14 protein-coding genes, 1 tRNA gene and 1 other annotated feature are annotated in these 16,431 nt (G+C 44.5%); all 15 genes read right to left on the bottom strand.

Annotated elements, in window-relative coordinates; genetic code table 11:
* Positions 1 to 258: 258 nt before the first annotated feature.
* The 15 genes from tig to UB32_RS08980 all read right to left on the bottom strand — a co-directional run bounded on the left by tig (position 259) and on the right by UB32_RS08980 (position 15,810).
* Positions 259 to 1,548: a trigger factor gene (tig, locus tag UB32_RS08910; RefSeq protein WP_044393012.1), complete on the bottom strand. Its 1,290-nt coding sequence runs from the start codon at positions 1,546 to 1,548 to the stop codon at positions 259 to 261.
* Positions 1,549 to 1,704: 156 nt separating this feature from the next.
* Positions 1,705 to 2,727 (bottom strand): tetratricopeptide repeat protein, encoded by a 1,023-nt coding sequence (locus UB32_RS08915; RefSeq protein WP_052806997.1) that lies wholly within the window; start codon positions 2,725 to 2,727, stop codon positions 1,705 to 1,707.
* A gap of 158 nt (positions 2,728 to 2,885) precedes the next feature.
* Positions 2,886 to 3,482: a 3-isopropylmalate dehydratase small subunit gene (gene leuD, locus UB32_RS08920; protein ID WP_044393016.1), complete on the bottom strand. Its 597-nt coding sequence runs from the start codon at positions 3,480 to 3,482 to the stop codon at positions 2,886 to 2,888.
* Between the two features lie 53 nt (positions 3,483 to 3,535).
* The gene (gene leuC, locus UB32_RS08925; RefSeq protein ID WP_044393017.1) at positions 3,536 to 4,945 is read right to left on the bottom strand and encodes a 3-isopropylmalate dehydratase large subunit; all 1,410 of its coding nucleotides are present in this window, start codon (positions 4,943 to 4,945) and stop codon (positions 3,536 to 3,538) included.
* A 55-nt stretch (positions 4,946 to 5,000) separates the two neighbouring features.
* Positions 5,001 to 6,113 carry a 3-isopropylmalate dehydrogenase gene (leuB, locus tag UB32_RS08930; RefSeq protein WP_044393018.1) on the bottom strand — a complete coding sequence of 371 codons (1,113 nt, stop codon included), beginning with the start codon at positions 6,111 to 6,113 and terminating at the stop codon, positions 5,001 to 5,003.
* Between the two features lie 33 nt (positions 6,114 to 6,146).
* Positions 6,147 to 7,685, bottom strand: a complete 1,539-nt coding sequence (locus tag UB32_RS08935; protein ID WP_044393020.1) for a 2-isopropylmalate synthase — start codon at positions 7,683 to 7,685, stop codon at positions 6,147 to 6,149.
* A complete protein-coding gene (gene ilvC, locus UB32_RS08940) occupies positions 7,672 to 8,694 on the bottom strand; it encodes a ketol-acid reductoisomerase (protein ID WP_044393022.1) in 1,023 nt (340 codons plus the stop codon). The genes UB32_RS08935 and ilvC overlap by 14 nt, the downstream gene beginning before the upstream one ends.
* 37 nt (positions 8,695 to 8,731) lie before the next feature.
* Positions 8,732 to 9,247, bottom strand: a complete 516-nt coding sequence (gene ilvN, locus UB32_RS08945; protein WP_044393024.1) for an acetolactate synthase small subunit — start codon at positions 9,245 to 9,247, stop codon at positions 8,732 to 8,734.
* Positions 9,244 to 10,959, bottom strand: a complete 1,716-nt coding sequence (ilvB, locus tag UB32_RS08950; protein WP_044393026.1) for an acetolactate synthase large subunit — start codon at positions 10,957 to 10,959, stop codon at positions 9,244 to 9,246. The genes ilvN and ilvB overlap by 4 nt, the downstream gene beginning before the upstream one ends.
* Positions 10,960 to 11,044: 85 nt before the next feature.
* Positions 11,045 to 11,282: a binding site (T-box leader), on the bottom strand.
* Between the two features lie 37 nt (positions 11,283 to 11,319).
* Positions 11,320 to 12,222, bottom strand: a complete 903-nt coding sequence (gene ilvE / locus UB32_RS08955; protein WP_044393028.1) for a branched-chain-amino-acid transaminase — start codon at positions 12,220 to 12,222, stop codon at positions 11,320 to 11,322.
* A 324-nt stretch (positions 12,223 to 12,546) separates the two neighbouring features.
* Positions 12,547 to 12,623 (bottom strand) — tRNA-Arg (locus UB32_RS08960).
* A gap of 116 nt (positions 12,624 to 12,739) precedes the next feature.
* On the bottom strand, positions 12,740 to 13,264 hold the full coding sequence (locus tag UB32_RS08965; RefSeq protein WP_044393030.1) for a metallophosphoesterase: 525 nt from the start codon (positions 13,262 to 13,264) through the stop codon (positions 12,740 to 12,742).
* On the bottom strand, positions 13,261 to 13,860 hold the full coding sequence (locus tag UB32_RS08970; protein WP_044393032.1) for an XTP/dITP diphosphatase: 600 nt from the start codon (positions 13,858 to 13,860) through the stop codon (positions 13,261 to 13,263). The genes UB32_RS08965 and UB32_RS08970 overlap by 4 nt, the downstream gene beginning before the upstream one ends.
* A 12-nt stretch (positions 13,861 to 13,872) precedes the next feature.
* On the bottom strand, positions 13,873 to 14,628 hold the full coding sequence (rph, locus tag UB32_RS08975; RefSeq protein WP_044393034.1) for a ribonuclease PH: 756 nt from the start codon (positions 14,626 to 14,628) through the stop codon (positions 13,873 to 13,875).
* Between the two features lie 111 nt (positions 14,629 to 14,739).
* Complete coding sequence (locus UB32_RS08980; RefSeq protein ID WP_044393036.1) at positions 14,740 to 15,810, bottom strand: GerMN domain-containing protein; 1,071 nt, start codon at positions 15,808 to 15,810, stop codon at positions 14,740 to 14,742.
* Positions 15,811 to 16,431: the final 621 nt, after the last annotated feature.

Raw genomic sequence — 16,431 nt, forward strand, 5'->3', positions numbered from 1 at the left:
AAATTACTAAAAAATTATCTATGTATATTCGGGTCAATGGTAGAAAACAAGGCACGATACACTCGCGCCTTGTTATTACTTTTATACTAAGTATAAAATTCACTTTGAGAAATGTCTAGCTTCAGCACCTGACACAACGAATCACTTGGCTGGATTCCTCCGTGTAATTCCGTTCTCAACAAGACACGGTAGCAACGCAGGCAGCTCTTGTCAAGGCGGAGCCAGACGCTTATGATTTGTTATTTATTTATTTATTTATTATGCAACAGGTTTGCTGTTTTCTACAAGAAAATCAATTGATTTTTTCAGTTGAAGGTCGCCCTTGATTCCTTCAAGGCTTCCGCCAAGTGCTGCCTGAATTTGGTCAGCAGTCATATTATACATTTCTGACATCTTTTCAAGTTCTGCAGCTACTTCTTCCTCTGTTACTTCGATGTTTTCCGCTTTTGCGATTGCTTCTAGAGTCAGGTTTACACGAATGCGCGTAGCTGCCTCTTCTTTCATCTGTTCGCGAAGAGCATTTTCATCTTGTCCTGTAAACTGGTAGTAAAGTTCCATGTTCATGCCTTGTGTTTGCAGACGCTGTTCAAATTCGTCCACCATCCGGTCGATTTCAGAGTCGATCATCGCTTCTGGAACTTCGATTTCCGCATTGGCTGCTGCCTTTTCAACAACAGTATCGCGCTCGAAATGTTCTTTCTGGTGCGCTTTGTCGTGTGCAAGACGATCTTTGATTTTTGTTTTAAGCTCAGCTAAAGTTTCGACTTCTTCTTCAGCATCTTTCGCGAATTCGTCATCAAGTGCTGGGAGTTCTTTGCCTTTGATTTCGTGAACTTTTACTTTGAAAGTTGCAGGCTTACCAGCAAGTTCAGCAGCATGGTACTCTTCTGGAAATGTAACTTCTACGTCTTTTTCCTCACCAGTAGCTGTTCCAATTAGCTGCTCTTCAAAGCCAGGAATGAAGGAATCTGAACCAAGTTCAAGTGCATAGTTTTCAGCCTTGCCGCCTTCAAAAGCTTCGCCATCAACGAATCCTTCGAAATCGATGACAACACTATCGCCATTTTCAGCTTTGCCTTCTTCTTTAACAACAAGCTCCGCCTGCTTTTCTTGCATTGCTTTTAGTTCGTTTTCCACTTCTTCATCTGTTACGTTAGTGTCGAATGCTTCGACTTCAAGCCCTTTGTACTCGCCAAGCTTCACTTCAGGCTTGACAGTAACAGTTGCTTTGATGATTAACGTCTTGCCTTTTTCGATTTGCTCCACATCAATTTCAGGACGGTCAACTGGCTCGATTCCAGTTTCTTCGATTGCATTTGCGTATGCTTCAGGAAGAATGATATCAAGTGCATCCTGGTATAAAGATTCTACGCCAAAACGCTTTTCGAATATTTGGCGGGGCATTTTTCCTTTGCGGAATCCTGGTACGTTAATTTGTTTAACGACTTTCTTAAATGCAGCGTCAAGACCCTGATTGACCTTTTCTGCATCCACTTCAATTGTTAGAACCGTTTGGTTCCCTTCTCTTTTTTCTACCTTTGCAGACATACAGTTCCCTCCAACAATATCTATTATCATTTTCATTCGACGATGAATACTCTTGTTAACCAAGCAATATTCCAGATTAAATGTAAAATAGAATGATTTTTACATAATACAACCACTACATTATAACACAGGATTATCTTGTTTCAACAGCCAGGACTATATTATCGGGTAAGAAATTTCTTCTAACTCCCTGATGAACCGAAGTACTTTGGCTGCTTCCTCATGGTGACTGCTATAAAGATCCGCAAACTCTCCAAGCGGATTATCAAATCCATAGTACTCGTTGGCAATGAAGTGAATGGCCCCTGCCCAGTCATTTGGACTGCCGACCGGAGTTTTAAATGGATACAACAGAAAAAAATACCGCTCTACGAGGCTCTGCACCTGTTCATTTAATACTGGATCGTCATTTTCAATTACATCAGCTAATAACGGAAGCACACCGCTGGCTTCCATATACTCCTTCACATCAGGCAAAAGAGCGGGCGTGAACGACTCTTTCCAGCCAAATTTGCTTACAGCCATTTCCTCTGAATACTCTTGTTCTCTCAATATATTTACCAGCATCGTTTTTATAAAGGGATTGCCTTCTTCTGATTCAGCATATTTCTTTAATCCCTTGATGTATGGACGTATATTTACATTAGTGAGATTTCCTAAAGCCAATGCCTGTTTGTTAATGTCTGCCAATACAAATAGATCAAATTCTAGTTCTTCTGGTTGTTCATCATCCCTCTCAGTACCTTCCTGTTTTTCTGCTCCATTGTTCATCTTTCGCCCAAATTCAAGCATCTTCATAAAATGCTCATGCTTTTCGCGAGGAATTTCCTGCTCTTCCAGCAATCCTTCGATTGTAGTAACAACTTCCTGATATTCATTCAGCTGGACGAGGATCATCAAATATATTTCAATCACTTTACCGTAATCCCCTCGGCCACTCTTTAGCATCTCTGCTGCAATTTCCTTCGCCTGCTTAAGATTGCCTGTCTCATAATGGGCGAGAACGAGCCCAACATATAGATCGCTATTTTCAGGTTCGAACTCCAGTGCCTGTTCAAGATACTGAAGGGCATCCCTGTACTTTTGCTGCTTTAAATACTCAAGGCCTTTTTCCAAAAGGCGCATTCCCAGTCCGGGAAACAGGATCAGATTATCCTTATTTGAATCCTGTTTTTTCATATACATACCGCCTTACTTTTAAAAAATTAGCTATTCGGGAATCCCTTAAGAACTTCAGCTTTAAAAAGTGTAGCATGAATTCTGGAAAAAACAAAAAGATTCACAAGCAGAGCTGTGAATCAGTCCGTTTTATTATAAAAATTAGTACCTTTTCTTTGTTAGCGCGCTCCTGATAGAAATTTTCCTTCATATTCCTGAATGTTTTGCTCAAGCTGCAGCGTCAATTCGATTTCGTCCCACCCGTTTAGGAGCATTTGATACCAATAGGGATGGATCTCGAACTCTGCTCTGAAATCCGTTTCGTCATAAACACGTTTCTGCTCTAGCGAAACGGTCATTTCATACTCCTGCCCTGCTGCTTTTTCAAGCAGTTGAGAGACCTGATTCGCTGACAGGACGATAGGAAGAATGCCGTTCTTCAGACAATTTTGCTTAAAAATATCCGCAAAAGAAGGCGCAATGATCACCCGGAAGCCATAATCCTGTAATGCCCATGGCGCGTGTTCCCTGGAGGATCCGCAGCCGAAGTTTTCGTTTGCGATTAAAATCGATGCTCCCTTGGTTGCTGGGTGATTCAGTTCAAACTTTTCATCTGGCTCCCCGTTTGATTTAAAACGCCAGTCATAAAATAAATATTGACCAAACCCCGTTTTCTCGATTCTTTTTAAAAACTGCTTCGGAATAATCTGGTCTGTATCCACATTGGTCCGATCCATTGCAGCAACTTTTCCTGTCATTTCTTTAAAACTAGACATTTTCGGCTCCTTTCTTCGTAAAGTTATTGAGAACCACATTCAAAGGTATTCCACTAAACCGCTACGCCAGCCAGCTTCCTGACATCGACAAAATGTCCATTAAGAGCGGCAGCAGCAGCCATCACTGGACTGACTAAATGCGTCCGCGCTCCAGCGCCTTGTCTGCCCTCAAAGTTTCTGTTTGAAGTGGAGGCACAATGTTCTCCTGCAGGAACGATATCATCATTCATGCTAAGACACATGCTGCAGCCGGATTCCCGCCACTCAAATCCTGCTTCGATAAAAATAGCGGCAATCCCTTCTGCTTCAGCTACTTTTTTCACCTGTTGGGAACCTGGTACGACAATCGCATTTACCCCCGAAGCAACCTTCTTCCCTTTTACAATCTCTGCGGCTGCACGAAGATCCTCGATTCTTGAGTTCGTACAGGAACCGATGAACACTTTCGTTACATGGATATCTTGGATAAGCTGGCCTTCCTCCAGACCCATGTATTCAAATGCTCTTTGCACAGCTTTCTTTTCCGCTTCGGTTTCACACTCTGATAAAAATGGAACTCTTTCCGTCACCGGAGCTGTCATCGCCGGGTTCGTGCCCCAGCTAACCATCGGAATAATCTTACTTCCATCCACTTCGATTACATCGTCATGCTCCGCATCTTCATCTGAGGTAAGTTTCTGCCATTCAAGGATCTGATCGAGAAACTCATCTCCCTGAGGAGCATACTTCTTTCCATTAAGATAGGCGAATGTTTTGTCATCTGGAGCAATGATCGAAGCTTTTGCACCGCCCTCAATCGACATATTGCAAAGCGTCATTCTTTCTTCCATTGACATATTCCTGATCACATCGCCGCAAAATTCGATAACATATCCAGTGCCGAATTGGACGCCATACTTACTAATAATAAAAAGAATCACATCTTTTGCACTGACTCCCGCGCCAAGCGTGCCGGAAATTTCTATTTTCAATGTTTTCGGTTTTGTTTGCCAAAGCGTTTGTGTTGCAAGCACATGTTCCACTTCGCTTGTTCCAATCCCGAAGGCAAGAGAACCGAACGCTCCGTGTGTCGATGTGTGGCTGTCTCCGCAGACGATGGTCATCCCTGGCTTCGTCAAACCGAGCTCAGGTCCAATTACATGGACGATTCCCTGATCTGGGCTGTCAAGATCTGCAAGTGGTATACCAAACTCCTCGCAGTTATTCCTTAATGTGTCCATCTGATTCCTGGCAACCTGATCGTTGATCTCCCTGCGATTAAGGGTAGGAACATTGTGATCCATCGTCGCAAATGTTAGATCCGGCCTTCTCACCGTGCGTTGTTTCATCCTCAGCCCTGAAAAAGCCTGCGGGGAGGTCACTTCATGAACAAGATGGAGGTCAATATACAAAAGGTCAGGCCTGCCCTCTTCCATATGAACAACATGTTTCTCCCAAATTTTTTCAATGATCGTTTTTCCCAAAATATCCTCCCCCTTCAATAGGTATCATTATCCATTAATTCTGTTCCTACCAACTTTAAGCGTACGCACCCATGATATGGAAAATTGCTTCATTATCGAGCAAAGCTGCCTTAATTTCTTCGGCCATTTGTTCAGTTGTCAACGGGAAAACGCCGGTTGAAGCGATGTCAGATGTCCTGCTTCCTGCTTCAAGTACTTGCTTCACAGCGTTCTCTACTGCTTCGGCTTCTTCCACCAATCCAAAAGACATTCTCAGCATCATTGCGACAGAAAGTATCATCGCGATCGGATTGGCAGCGTTCCTACCGGCAATATCTGGTGCGGATCCGTGGATTGGTTCGTACAGATTTGGCCCTTGTGCTGATACGCTGGCTGAAGGCAGCATGCCAAGCGATCCGGTCAGCACCGATGCTTCATCACTTAAAATATCTCCAAACAGATTTTCGGTTACGATTACATCGAACTGCCGAGGGTTTTTGATCAGTTGCATTGCTGCATTATCCACGAGCATATGTTCAAGCTTCACATCCGGGAACTCACTAGCGATTTCTTCAGCTGTTTCCCTCCACATTCGACTTGACTCTAGGACATTGGCTTTATCCACTGACGTAACTTTGCCGCTGCGGGTTGTTGCAAGTTCGAAAGCATAACGGATGACCCTCTCCATCTCATTCTTCTGATAAAACAATGTATCTACTACGGAAGCTTTTCCTTCTTGGAATGTCCGCTCACTCGGCTTCCCAAAGTAAAGTCCGCCTGTCAATTCCCTGACGACAACCATGTCTGCTCCTTCGACGACTTCCTTGCGCAGTGGAGAGATACCGGAAATACTGCGATAATATTGGACTGGCCGGACATTCGCATATAGTTCTAGTTCTTTCCTGATTTTCAGCAACCCTTTTTCCGGACGAATATGTCCTGGCAATTGGTCCCACTTCGGGCCACCCACAGCTCCTAAAAGCACCGCATCGCTGCCTTTACAGAGATCCAAGGTATGTTCTGGAAGCGGCGTTCCATATTCATCGATGGCTGTACCGCCAATTTTCCCGTACACATATTGGAATGTATGCCCAAAGCGCTCTGACACTGCTTGGAGAATGGTGACCGCTCCTCTGCTTACTTCTTTGCCTACACCATCGCCTGGCAGGATTGCGATCTTTTTTTCCATTACACTCGCCTCCATTGTTTTTGTGGTTGTCGATCAGCCGGTTACAGCAATCTTCTTTGTTTCTTCCATATACAGAACTCTGTTGACTGCATTGATATACGCCTTTGCTGAAGCCTCCAGTACATCCTGTGCCAATCCTCTTCCGCTTGTTTCGATTCCCCCAAAAACAAGCTTAACGTACACCTGTGCCAGTGCATCCCTGCCCGCTCCGACTGACTGGATTCTGTAGTCTAGCAAACTTGCCGTTTCATCCATACACTTTTCTAGCGTATTATACAAAGCTTCTATACTTCCAGAGCCTGTTGAAGCCTCTTGAATTCTTTCATTCTGACAGCCAGACAGGGTGACAGTTGCCGTAGGTACCTGGTTGGTACCATACTGCACCTGAATGGAATCAAGCCGGTAATACTGCTGCTCTTTTGACAGCTTCTCTTCAAGGATGATGGCTGCAAGATCATCATCGGTCATTTCTTTTTTTCGGTCTGCGAGTTCCTTGAAAACAGTGAATAAATGATTGATCTCATTCTCTGGCACCGACAGTCCAATTTCATTCAGCCTGTTTCGGAACGCATGCCGGCCAGAATGCTTGCCGAGGACCATAGTATTATTCTGTAAGCCAACCAGCTCAGGAGAAATAATTTCATACGTTGTTTTCTCCTTCAGCACTCCATCCTGGTGAATACCCGACTCATGCGCGAAAGCATTCCGGCCGACCACCGCTTTGTTAGCTGGAACGGCCATACCGGTCAGCTTGCTGACAAGGCTGCTTGTTCTGCTGATTTCCTTCAGGTTCATCCTTGTTTCGGCCTCGTAAAAATCTTTGCGGATATGAAGGGCAACTGCGAATTCCTCTAGCGCTGCGTTTCCGGCTCGCTCGCCAATTCCGTTGATGGTTCCTTCCACTTGAGAAGCTCCTGCAGATACAGCAGCAAGGGAGTTGGCAATCGACATTCCGAGATCATCGTGACAGTGGGCGGAAAGTTCGATTTTATTAATAGAAGGAACATGCTCACGCAAGTAAGTGAAAATATTTCCATATTCTTGCGGCGAAATATATCCAACTGTGTCAGGAATATTGATAACCTTCGCTCCTGCTTTGATAACCTCTTCGACAATTTCTGCAAGAAAATCCAGTTCGGTACGACACGCGTCCTCGGCAGACCACTGAATGACTGGAAACTTAGCTGCCGCATATTGGACAGTTCGTACTGCTGTTTCGATCACTTCTTCTTTTGTCTGCTTTAGCTTGTGGATCCGGTGAATCGGCGAGGTTGCGATAAAAAGGTGAAGCCTTGGCTCTGCTCCATGCTTCAAAGCTTCCCAGGCCGCATCAATATCCGTCAACACCGAGCGTGCCAGACCAGTCACTGAACAGCCTTTGATTTCACGGGCGATTTCCGCAACCGATGCAAAATCACCCTTAGAGGCTGCTGGAAACCCCGCTTCAATGATGTCTACATTCAAACGCTCAAGCTGCCTGGCAATCTCTAATTTTTCCGTGAAATTAAGATTGACTCCAGCCGACTGCTCCCCATCCCGTAATGTCGTATCAAAAATATTAATTTTTCGCACTGCCGGCCACTTCTCTCTGCTTTTGTTTATTAACAAACGGCATCATCTTCCTCAGTTCTCTTCCTACTTGTTCAATCTGGTGGCTATTTTCTTTTTCATTGATGGCATTAAAGACCGGCCTGTTGTTTTCGTTTTCTGCAATCCAGCCTTTTGCAAAATTACCTTCCTGGATATCGGTTAGCACTTTTTTCATTTCTGCTTTTACCTGATCATTGACAATTCTAGGCCCACTAACAAAATCACCCCATTGAGCCGTGTCAGAGATGGAATAGCGCATTCCTTCCAATCCCCCCTCATACATCAAATCTACGATTAGCTTTAGTTCATGCATCGTTTCAAAATAGGCCAGTTCCGGCTGGTATCCAGCTTCTACTAGCGTTTCAAAACCAGCCTTCACAAGGGACGTCAACCCGCCGCAAAGCACTGCCTGCTCTCCGAACAAATCCGTTTCCGTTTCTTCCTTGAAGGTTGTTTCCAATGCACCAGCCCTCAATGCACCAATTGCTTTTGCATATGCGAGCGCTAATTTTCTCGCCTCCCCTGAAACATCCTGATGAATAGCGAATAGTGCTGGAACCCCGGCACCCTCCTCGTAAGTCCTTCTGACGAGATGTCCTGGACCTTTTGGCGCGACTAGCAGTACATCACAAGTTTCAGGAGGAACGATCTGGTTAAAATGGACATTAAAACCATGGGCGAACATCAATGCCTGATTAGAAAGCTGTGGTTCAATTTCCGCTTTGTAAACAGCGGTCTGCCTTTCATCTGGAAGCAATACCATCACCACATCTGAAGCGGAAACTGCTTCAGCAACTGACTGAACCGCAAATCCATCTTCTGCCGCCTTATCCCACGATTTTCCTTGTCTTAAACCAACGACTACCTCGACACCACTGTCCCGGAGATTTTGTGCGTGCGCATGTCCCTGTGAACCATAGCCAATCACCGCAACTTTCTTCCCATTGAAATAAGCCTCATTTGCATCGCCGTTATAGTACATTTTTGTCATTTTTTCTCTTCCTTTCTATTTTTAAAATTATTTTTGATTAAACAAACGAATAAGTTTTTTGCTGGCTGGTCCGCTGATTTCCCCTCGGGAACGCGGTTGTTCCAGTCCTTGCCAATTCTCTGATTCCATATGGTTTAATTAACTCGATAAATGCCTCAATTTTTTCCGTTTCTCCTGTTAATTGGATGATAATGCTATCCTTGCTTACATCAATCACCGAGGCCCGAAATGGTTCAATGAGCGAGTAGATTTCTGCCCGGTTCTGCGGCAGGACCGGCACTTTTACAAGCGCCAGCTCACGGGCGACAATCGCCTGATCGCTAATATCCGCCACCTTGAGAACATCAATTTGCTTGTTCAACTGTTTCGTGATTTGCTCCACCATCCCGTCATTCTCCACATGGACAACGCAGGTCATTCGAGAAACTCCTTCCAGCTCTGTTAGTCCTACTGAAATGCTCTCGATATTATAGTTTCGCTTTGTAAAAAGATTAGTGATTCGGTTCAATACTCCGGGCCGGTTCAGTACCGTTATTGTTATGATTCGTTTCATTTCCTCACTCCCACCATTTCGTGGATTCCTTTTCCTGGGGCAATCATTGGATATACATTTTCAGCTCCATCGATCCGGAAGTCGAGCAGCACCGGTTCATTGTCATGGAGCACTTCATTTAGGATGGTATGTGCTTCCGCTTCGGAATGAATTTCATACCCTTTGATGCCGTATGCATCTGCCAGCTTCACGAACGATGGTTGGACAGGATTTTTGCTGTGAGAGTATCTTTCCTGGTAAAAAAACTCCTGCCACTGCCTTACCATCCCTAATGCCTTGTTATTGAAAATCGCAATTTTGATTGGGAGCTGAAATTCGGCAATGACCGCCAGCTCCTGAGTTGACATTTGAAAACCGCCATCGCCGAGTACAGCGATTACAGTAGCCTCCGGGTCTGCCAGCTGTGCGCCGATACTAGCCGGAAGACCAAATCCCATTGTCCCAAGACCTCCAGAGGTGACCCATCGATCTGCTGTTTTAAACGGATAGTATTGAGCTGCCCACATTTGATGCTGGCCGACATCGGTAACGACAATCGCTTCTCCAGCCGTTTTTTCATAGAGCAGTTCCATGACCTTTTGCGGTTTAAGAACATCATTCTCCTCGTAATAAAAAGGATAGTCATTTTTCCAAGCACCAAGGGTTTCGAGCCATTCTTGCTGCTGCGGAGGCTTTCCATCGAGCTTCTGCAGCTGTTTTAAAGCTTCCCTAGCATCTCCTACGACTGGAATTTGCGTAGCCACGTTTTTTCCAATCTCCGCTGGGTCGATATCAATATGGGCTACTGTTGCTTTTGGTGCAAAATGCTGCAGATTTCCTGTCAACCGGTCATCAAACCGGGCACCGATGTTAATCAGCAAGTCACAATGATAGAGGGCCATGTTGGCCGTATAGCAGCCATGCATCCCTGCCATTCCTAAGAACAATTCATGCCCTGCCGGGAATCCACCTAATCCGAGCAATGTATGAACAACTGGAATGTTCTGCTTTTCGGCGTATTCTTTTAATAAAGCGGATGCCTTTGCATGAAGGATTCCAGCTCCTGCGAGAATAACAGGTTTTTTTGCCTTGCTGACTGCTTCTGACAGCTTTCTGACCTGAAGGTAATTCGGCTCCGTCGTCGGCTGGTAACCTGGTAAACGCATTTCCGGATCTGCCAACTCAGGCTCTTGCAGGAATCCCGCCGCTAAATCTTTTGGAAAATCAATGACTACAGGGCCAGGTCTGCCGCTTGTTGCAATATAAAAGGCTTCCTTTATGATCCGAGGGATGTCTTTTATTTCCCTGACTTGATAGTTGTACTTGGTGATCGGCGTCGTAATTCCCAGTATGTCAGCTTCCTGAAAAGCGTCTGTTCCTATAACGCCTGTCGCCACCTGACCAGTGAAAATGACTAGCGGCAGCGAATCCATCATTGCATCGGCAATGCCAGTAATAATATTGGTTGCGCCCGGACCAGAAGTTGCGATGACTACTCCAGGTTTTCCGCTGATCCGCGCGTATCCCTCCGCCGCATGGATCCCTCCCTGCTCATGCCTTGGCAGCACATGTAGAATCTTAGAATCATAGAGTTTGTCGTAGATTGGGAGGACTGCTCCTCCTGGGTAGCCGAAAATGACTTCGACGTTTTCCTTTTCCAAAGCTCTAACCAGCAAATCTGCGCCGCTTATTTCCTTTGTTACAGCCTTTGTTTCCTTTAAGGCAGCTTCCATTTATCGTACCTCCCATTTCGATTTAATCGCTATTTTTTCAAAATAAAAAAGCCCATTCATCTCCATATGCCTAAGTTTGCCTAGGCAAAGGGATGGAATAGGCTTTAGCTCCTTGTTCCACGGTACCACCCTTCTTCACGCTTAACGCGTGCGCTCGTGATTTTGACAACAAGTGCGGGGCACTCGGCCAGTTTTACTAGTTTCCTTTCAAACTGGCGCTCCAGGGTGAGTTCATTCCATTACGGCATCACCGGCTTCCAGCTAACCCGGCTCTCTGTGCATGCTGATCGCAAAAAATTACTTGTCCCTGTCTTCGCTTTATCTTTATTCAATTAGTCGAGCTTGCAACTAAAACGTATCTTAACTGACTTGATGGGCTTTTTCCGGATAAACCTGGATGCCTTCGGCAACAACTCTTTCCCTAAACTCCTGCAGGATTTTTTGGGTATGCTCTCCTGGTATCCCATCTCCAATGACTCTTCCATCCACCTTGACAACGGGAATGACTTCTGCAGCCGTACCAGTAAGGAATACTTCGTCTGCCGTGTAAACATCATCGCGAGTAAACGGTTCCTCCTTCACCTTGTATCCTAGTTTTTCAGCGATATCAATCACCGCGCTCCGGGTGATGCCTTCAAGCGCTCCTACATACGCTGGAGGTGTAAGAAAAGTGTTGCCTCTCACGATAAAAATATTATCAGCAGATCCTTCAGCAACATAGCCCTGGTCGTTTAGCATCAAAGCCTCGCTTACATTAGCCAACCGAGCCTCAATTTTTACGAGGACGTTATTCAAATAATTCAGTGATTTTATTTTAGGGCTCAATACATCTGGCCGATTTCTTCTGGTTGCCACGGTAACAATATCAAGTCCGCGATCATACAATTCCTTGGGAAAAATAGCCAGCGGCTCTACGATGATAATCACATTCGCATTCGGGCAAGAATATGGATCCAGTCCTAAGTCACCTATCCCCCGCGACACGACGATCCGGATATAGCCATCTCTTAATTGATTTCGTCCTACTGTCTCCACTACAAGACCAGTGAACTCCTCTTTAGTGTGTGGCATATTCAGCATAATCGATTTTGCAGACCTGTAAAGACGGTCCATATGTTCTTCCATTCTGAAAATATTGCCGCTGTATACCCGTATCCCTTCAAAAATACCGTCTCCGTATAAAAATCCGTGATCATATACCGAAACCTTAGCATTTTCCTTGGTGACATATTCCCCATTTAAATAAATCCACTGCTCGGGCACGAAACAACACTCCTTTAATAAATAGACGCTTTAAACGAATAAAATTTTGGATAAAAAAATACAACTTTCCAAAATGTTTATGGGAAAAACTGTGTTGATGAAACTTGTATTTTTATATTTGTAGATTATCTTACGCCCATTTATCAGCCTCGTCAACAGGCTTTTTCTAAATAATGCGATAATTTAGATTTGTTAATTTACTTGTATACGCTTACATTGTTGCTATATTCACATTTGTAAATTTTATTTTTTTTTTACATTTTAAGAATTTTAACCATAAAAAAACTCACCTTCAAGGAAAGTGAGGTAAGGTATGTAGTTTAATGGTGTCCCAGGAGGGATTCGAACCCCCGACCCACGCCTTAGAAGGGCGTTGCTCTATCCAGCTGAGCTACTGGGACTTGGTTATTTTTTAAAGACAAGATTTATTATATTAGGAACATAACGATATGTCAATAAGAAACAAACTTTTTCCTGAGGGGAAAGTTCGACCCCTCAGAAACCTATTATAGTAGTATTAGCCTTTTTTGTGAAGGGAAAACTCCTTCGTTAATTCGGGTAGCTCCCCGCTTTCATAGTCAAAAATTCTCAATACAACTTTATTGCGGTCCAGATCCAGGAGCACATATGTTTTTTCTATTCTGCCACGCGGAAGCTTGATGCTTCCCGGGTTGATAAAAAGCACATCACCGACCATTTCAGCACTTAAGGCATGCGAGTGTCCAAAACAAACTATATCAGCCTCTTCTTCTTCTGCCTTATAGTATAAGTTCACGAGTGTCGATTTCACTGAGTATAAATGTCCATGTGTTACGAGGATTTTTCGGCCATTTATGTCATGAACTTCTTGGTCCGGAAAATTGCCGTAAAAATCGCAATTGCCTTTGACTGCCCTATAATTCACAATTGCAGGGTCCTTTTCGGAAAGCTCCGAATCCCCACAGTGAATCATCAAATCCACTTCCTTGCTATGCCGGCTGGCGATTTCTTCTAGAACTTCTGTTGACCCATGGCTGTCACTGACAATCAACACTTTCCTCATTTTTCTTCCCGCTCCTTAAGAATTTCATCCAGTTTCCTGATCGCTTCGGCCCGATGGGAGATCCGATTCTTTTCCTCTGCAGAAAGTTCAGCCATCGTTTTGCCCTCCCTCTCCACAAAGAAGATCGGGTCATAGCCAAAACCATTGGTTCCCTTTTGTTCTTGGAGGATTCGTCCCTCACATGATCCAAAAACCGTTAATGTCTCCTTACCAGGCTCGGCCATCGCCAATGCACAGCAAAATTTAGCGGTCCGCTCGTTTTCTGGTACGTTTAGAAGTTGTTCGAGAACTTTATCGATGTTTGCTTGATCATCCTTATCTGCTCCCGCATATCGTGCTGAATAGACACCTGGGCGGCCTTCAAGGGCGTCAATTTCCAAACCTGAATCATCTGCGATCACCCTTACTCCCAGTAATTTGGAGATCGTCTCGGCTTTTAACACGGCATTCTCTTCGAAATTCGAGCCTGTTTCTTCGACATCTTCAAGCTCCGGGTAGTCTAGCAGTGTTTTTACAGCAAACCCTCTAGGCAAAAAAAGAGTTTCAAATTCCTTTGCTTTCCCCTGATTTTTGGTGGCGATAATCACTGATTCCATTGCCAATCTCTCCTAGCCCTTTTTTGCTCCCTCAATTTTAGCGGTCAATTCCTCACCAAGTGCTGCCTTTTGCAATTCGAATAACTCTGCAATCCCCTCCTGTGCAGCATGTAACAATTCCTGCAGCTGACTGTAGGAAAACGAAGCTTCCTCTCCTGTCCCCTGTAATTCTACGAATTCACCGTTCCCAGTCATGACTACATTCATATCAACTTGGGCAGCCGAATCTTCCACATAATTCAAATCCACTACCACTTCTTTATTTTTCAAAACTCCGACACTTGTTGCTGCGAGTAAATCCTTTATCGGAAAAGCGGACAGCTTCTTTTGCCTGCTCAGCTTCTCAAGTGCCTGTGTCATGGCAATGTATGCTCCTGTGATCGATGCTGTCCGAGTACCACCATCTGCCTGGATGACATCACAATCAATCCAAACCGTCCGCTCTCCAATGGCCTCCAAGTTAACGACTGCTCGCAGCGCTCTGCCAATCAATCGCTGGATTTCCATCGTTCTGCCTGAGATTTTCCCTTTTGCAGCCTCACGAATATTTCTTTGCTCTGTCGCTCTAGGTAGCATAGAATACTCCGCTGCGATCCAGCCTTTTCCTTCGCCGCGCATGAATGGTGGCACACGATCCTCGATGCTTGCGGTACAGATAACTTTTGTATCTCCAACAGAAATCAGCACGGAGCCTTCTGGGTGTTTTAAATAGTCCGTTTCTATATGTATCGGTCTTAATTGTAAGGGTTTTCGCCCATCGTATCGCATAAAAGTCCTCCTTCGCATTGTGTAAGCTGTGATGGAAATCAAAATGAATAAGAGGCAGGAAATACGCCTGCCTCTTTGAATGTCTTTTATTAGTATATCAAAATTCCGCTATTAAAAACTACCTGTGTTTACTTTTTCAGGTCTAGTAACCGGCTCAGCTAATTTCTCCCCACTTTCTGACAGCACATCTGCCTTTCCATTTACCGTCAGTGCCACACTGTTGACGCCTTCCTGCTCCGTCATGGACAGTACAAGGGAATTAAGCAGATGTTCCGATACCATTTTCTCCTCTAGGCTTCCAAAAATCGATTCATTGAAGTTTAACGTTACCTTGCCATCCTCGATTTTAGGCTCATCAAGCAGCTTCACACTGGACTGGAAATCCGATAGCAGATTGGAAGCATAGGCTGGCCCCTCGACTAGCTCGTTAACAATCGCAGTAATCGTATCATTCTGATCATTGCTAACACGCTTGGTTACAGGCACATAGTAGTATGCACCTTCTTCGCCGCCAATATAATAAACTGTCACTGCCTTCGTATTCGTAATATCGACTACATCAGAATTGTCGACATTGATGCCATCAGCACGGCTCAAATCTCCACCGATTGGAGTTCCATTGACAGGCATTGCTTCGAGCGGCGTACCATTCAGCTGCAGTTTCACCTTATCGACAGAATCAAATTGGGTAAGCGTCCATGTCACAGCCTGAAGAATTCTTTTTTCATCCTCTTTTTTATATGTTGCGAATTCCTTCGAAAAATCAACCGTTGCAGTCCCATTCTTGATATTCACTGTCATTTGAGTGTCGGCTGGAAGGACGGCCCTGAAGCCATTAGGCAGCATTTGCTCAACAGGTCCATTTGCAACAAGGTATTCCAAAGCCTGCTGGGCGACTCCCTCTTTTTTCGGAAGTTCCATTGTCTGCGAGACAACATATCCATTTTTATCAATCAGGTAAAGCTCGGTCTGAATGGATGACTCTACCGCTTCTTTTCCAGTCTCGTTTGTTTCCGTCGTTACCTTTTCATTAACCGCATCCCCATTCTCCATAAGAGTTACATCTTGGGGAGGGTCGATCTTTTTCGTGTCCTCGCCCCCGAAAAGTCCGCAGCCTGACAGGAATACCGTAGTTGCCAATGTAGCAGCTGTGACGACCATAGCCTTTTTATTTTTTGACATATAAATCCCTCCAAAGACAGTTTGTACTATCATGTATACGAGCTTTTCCCTATTTTAGACCGTCTTTTCGGAAGAATTTTATGGCAGAGTTTGCGTTCGTCCATAAGAAAAACCGGGCAAACTGCACCCGGTCCTTTTTCGTTTGGTGGATAATCGGGGCTGTTGATCGGAAATTACAACTTCCTAAATTTTAGATATTTCGTGTTTTTTTACTAAAACATCCGCCATAAGGGTATCTCTCAAGCAGAAAGATACCCTTATGCGAGCTTTTTCATCTCCATAAGGGCATCTCTCAAACAGAAAGATACCCTTATGCGAGCATTTTTACCTCTATAAGGGCATCTCTCAAGCAGAAAGATACCCTTATGCGAGCTTTTTCACCCCTATAAGGGTATCTCTCAAGCAGAAAGATACCCTTATGCGAGCATTTTTACCTCTATAAGGGCATCTCTCGGGCGGAAAGATACCCTTATGCGAGCATTTCATCAGATAACTCATGATAATCCTCATCTGTAAAAAATGTTTCCAATGGAGTAGTAAATTTTCCGTTATGTGAACTACTCCCACCACTTACCAACCTTACAGGTCGCTTGAAGTGGGGGCTTCTCGACTTATCGTTGC

The organism is Mesobacillus subterraneus (genome assembly GCF_000934845.1).
GTDB lineage: Bacteria > Bacillota > Bacilli > Bacillales > Cytobacillaceae > Mesobacillus > Mesobacillus stamsii.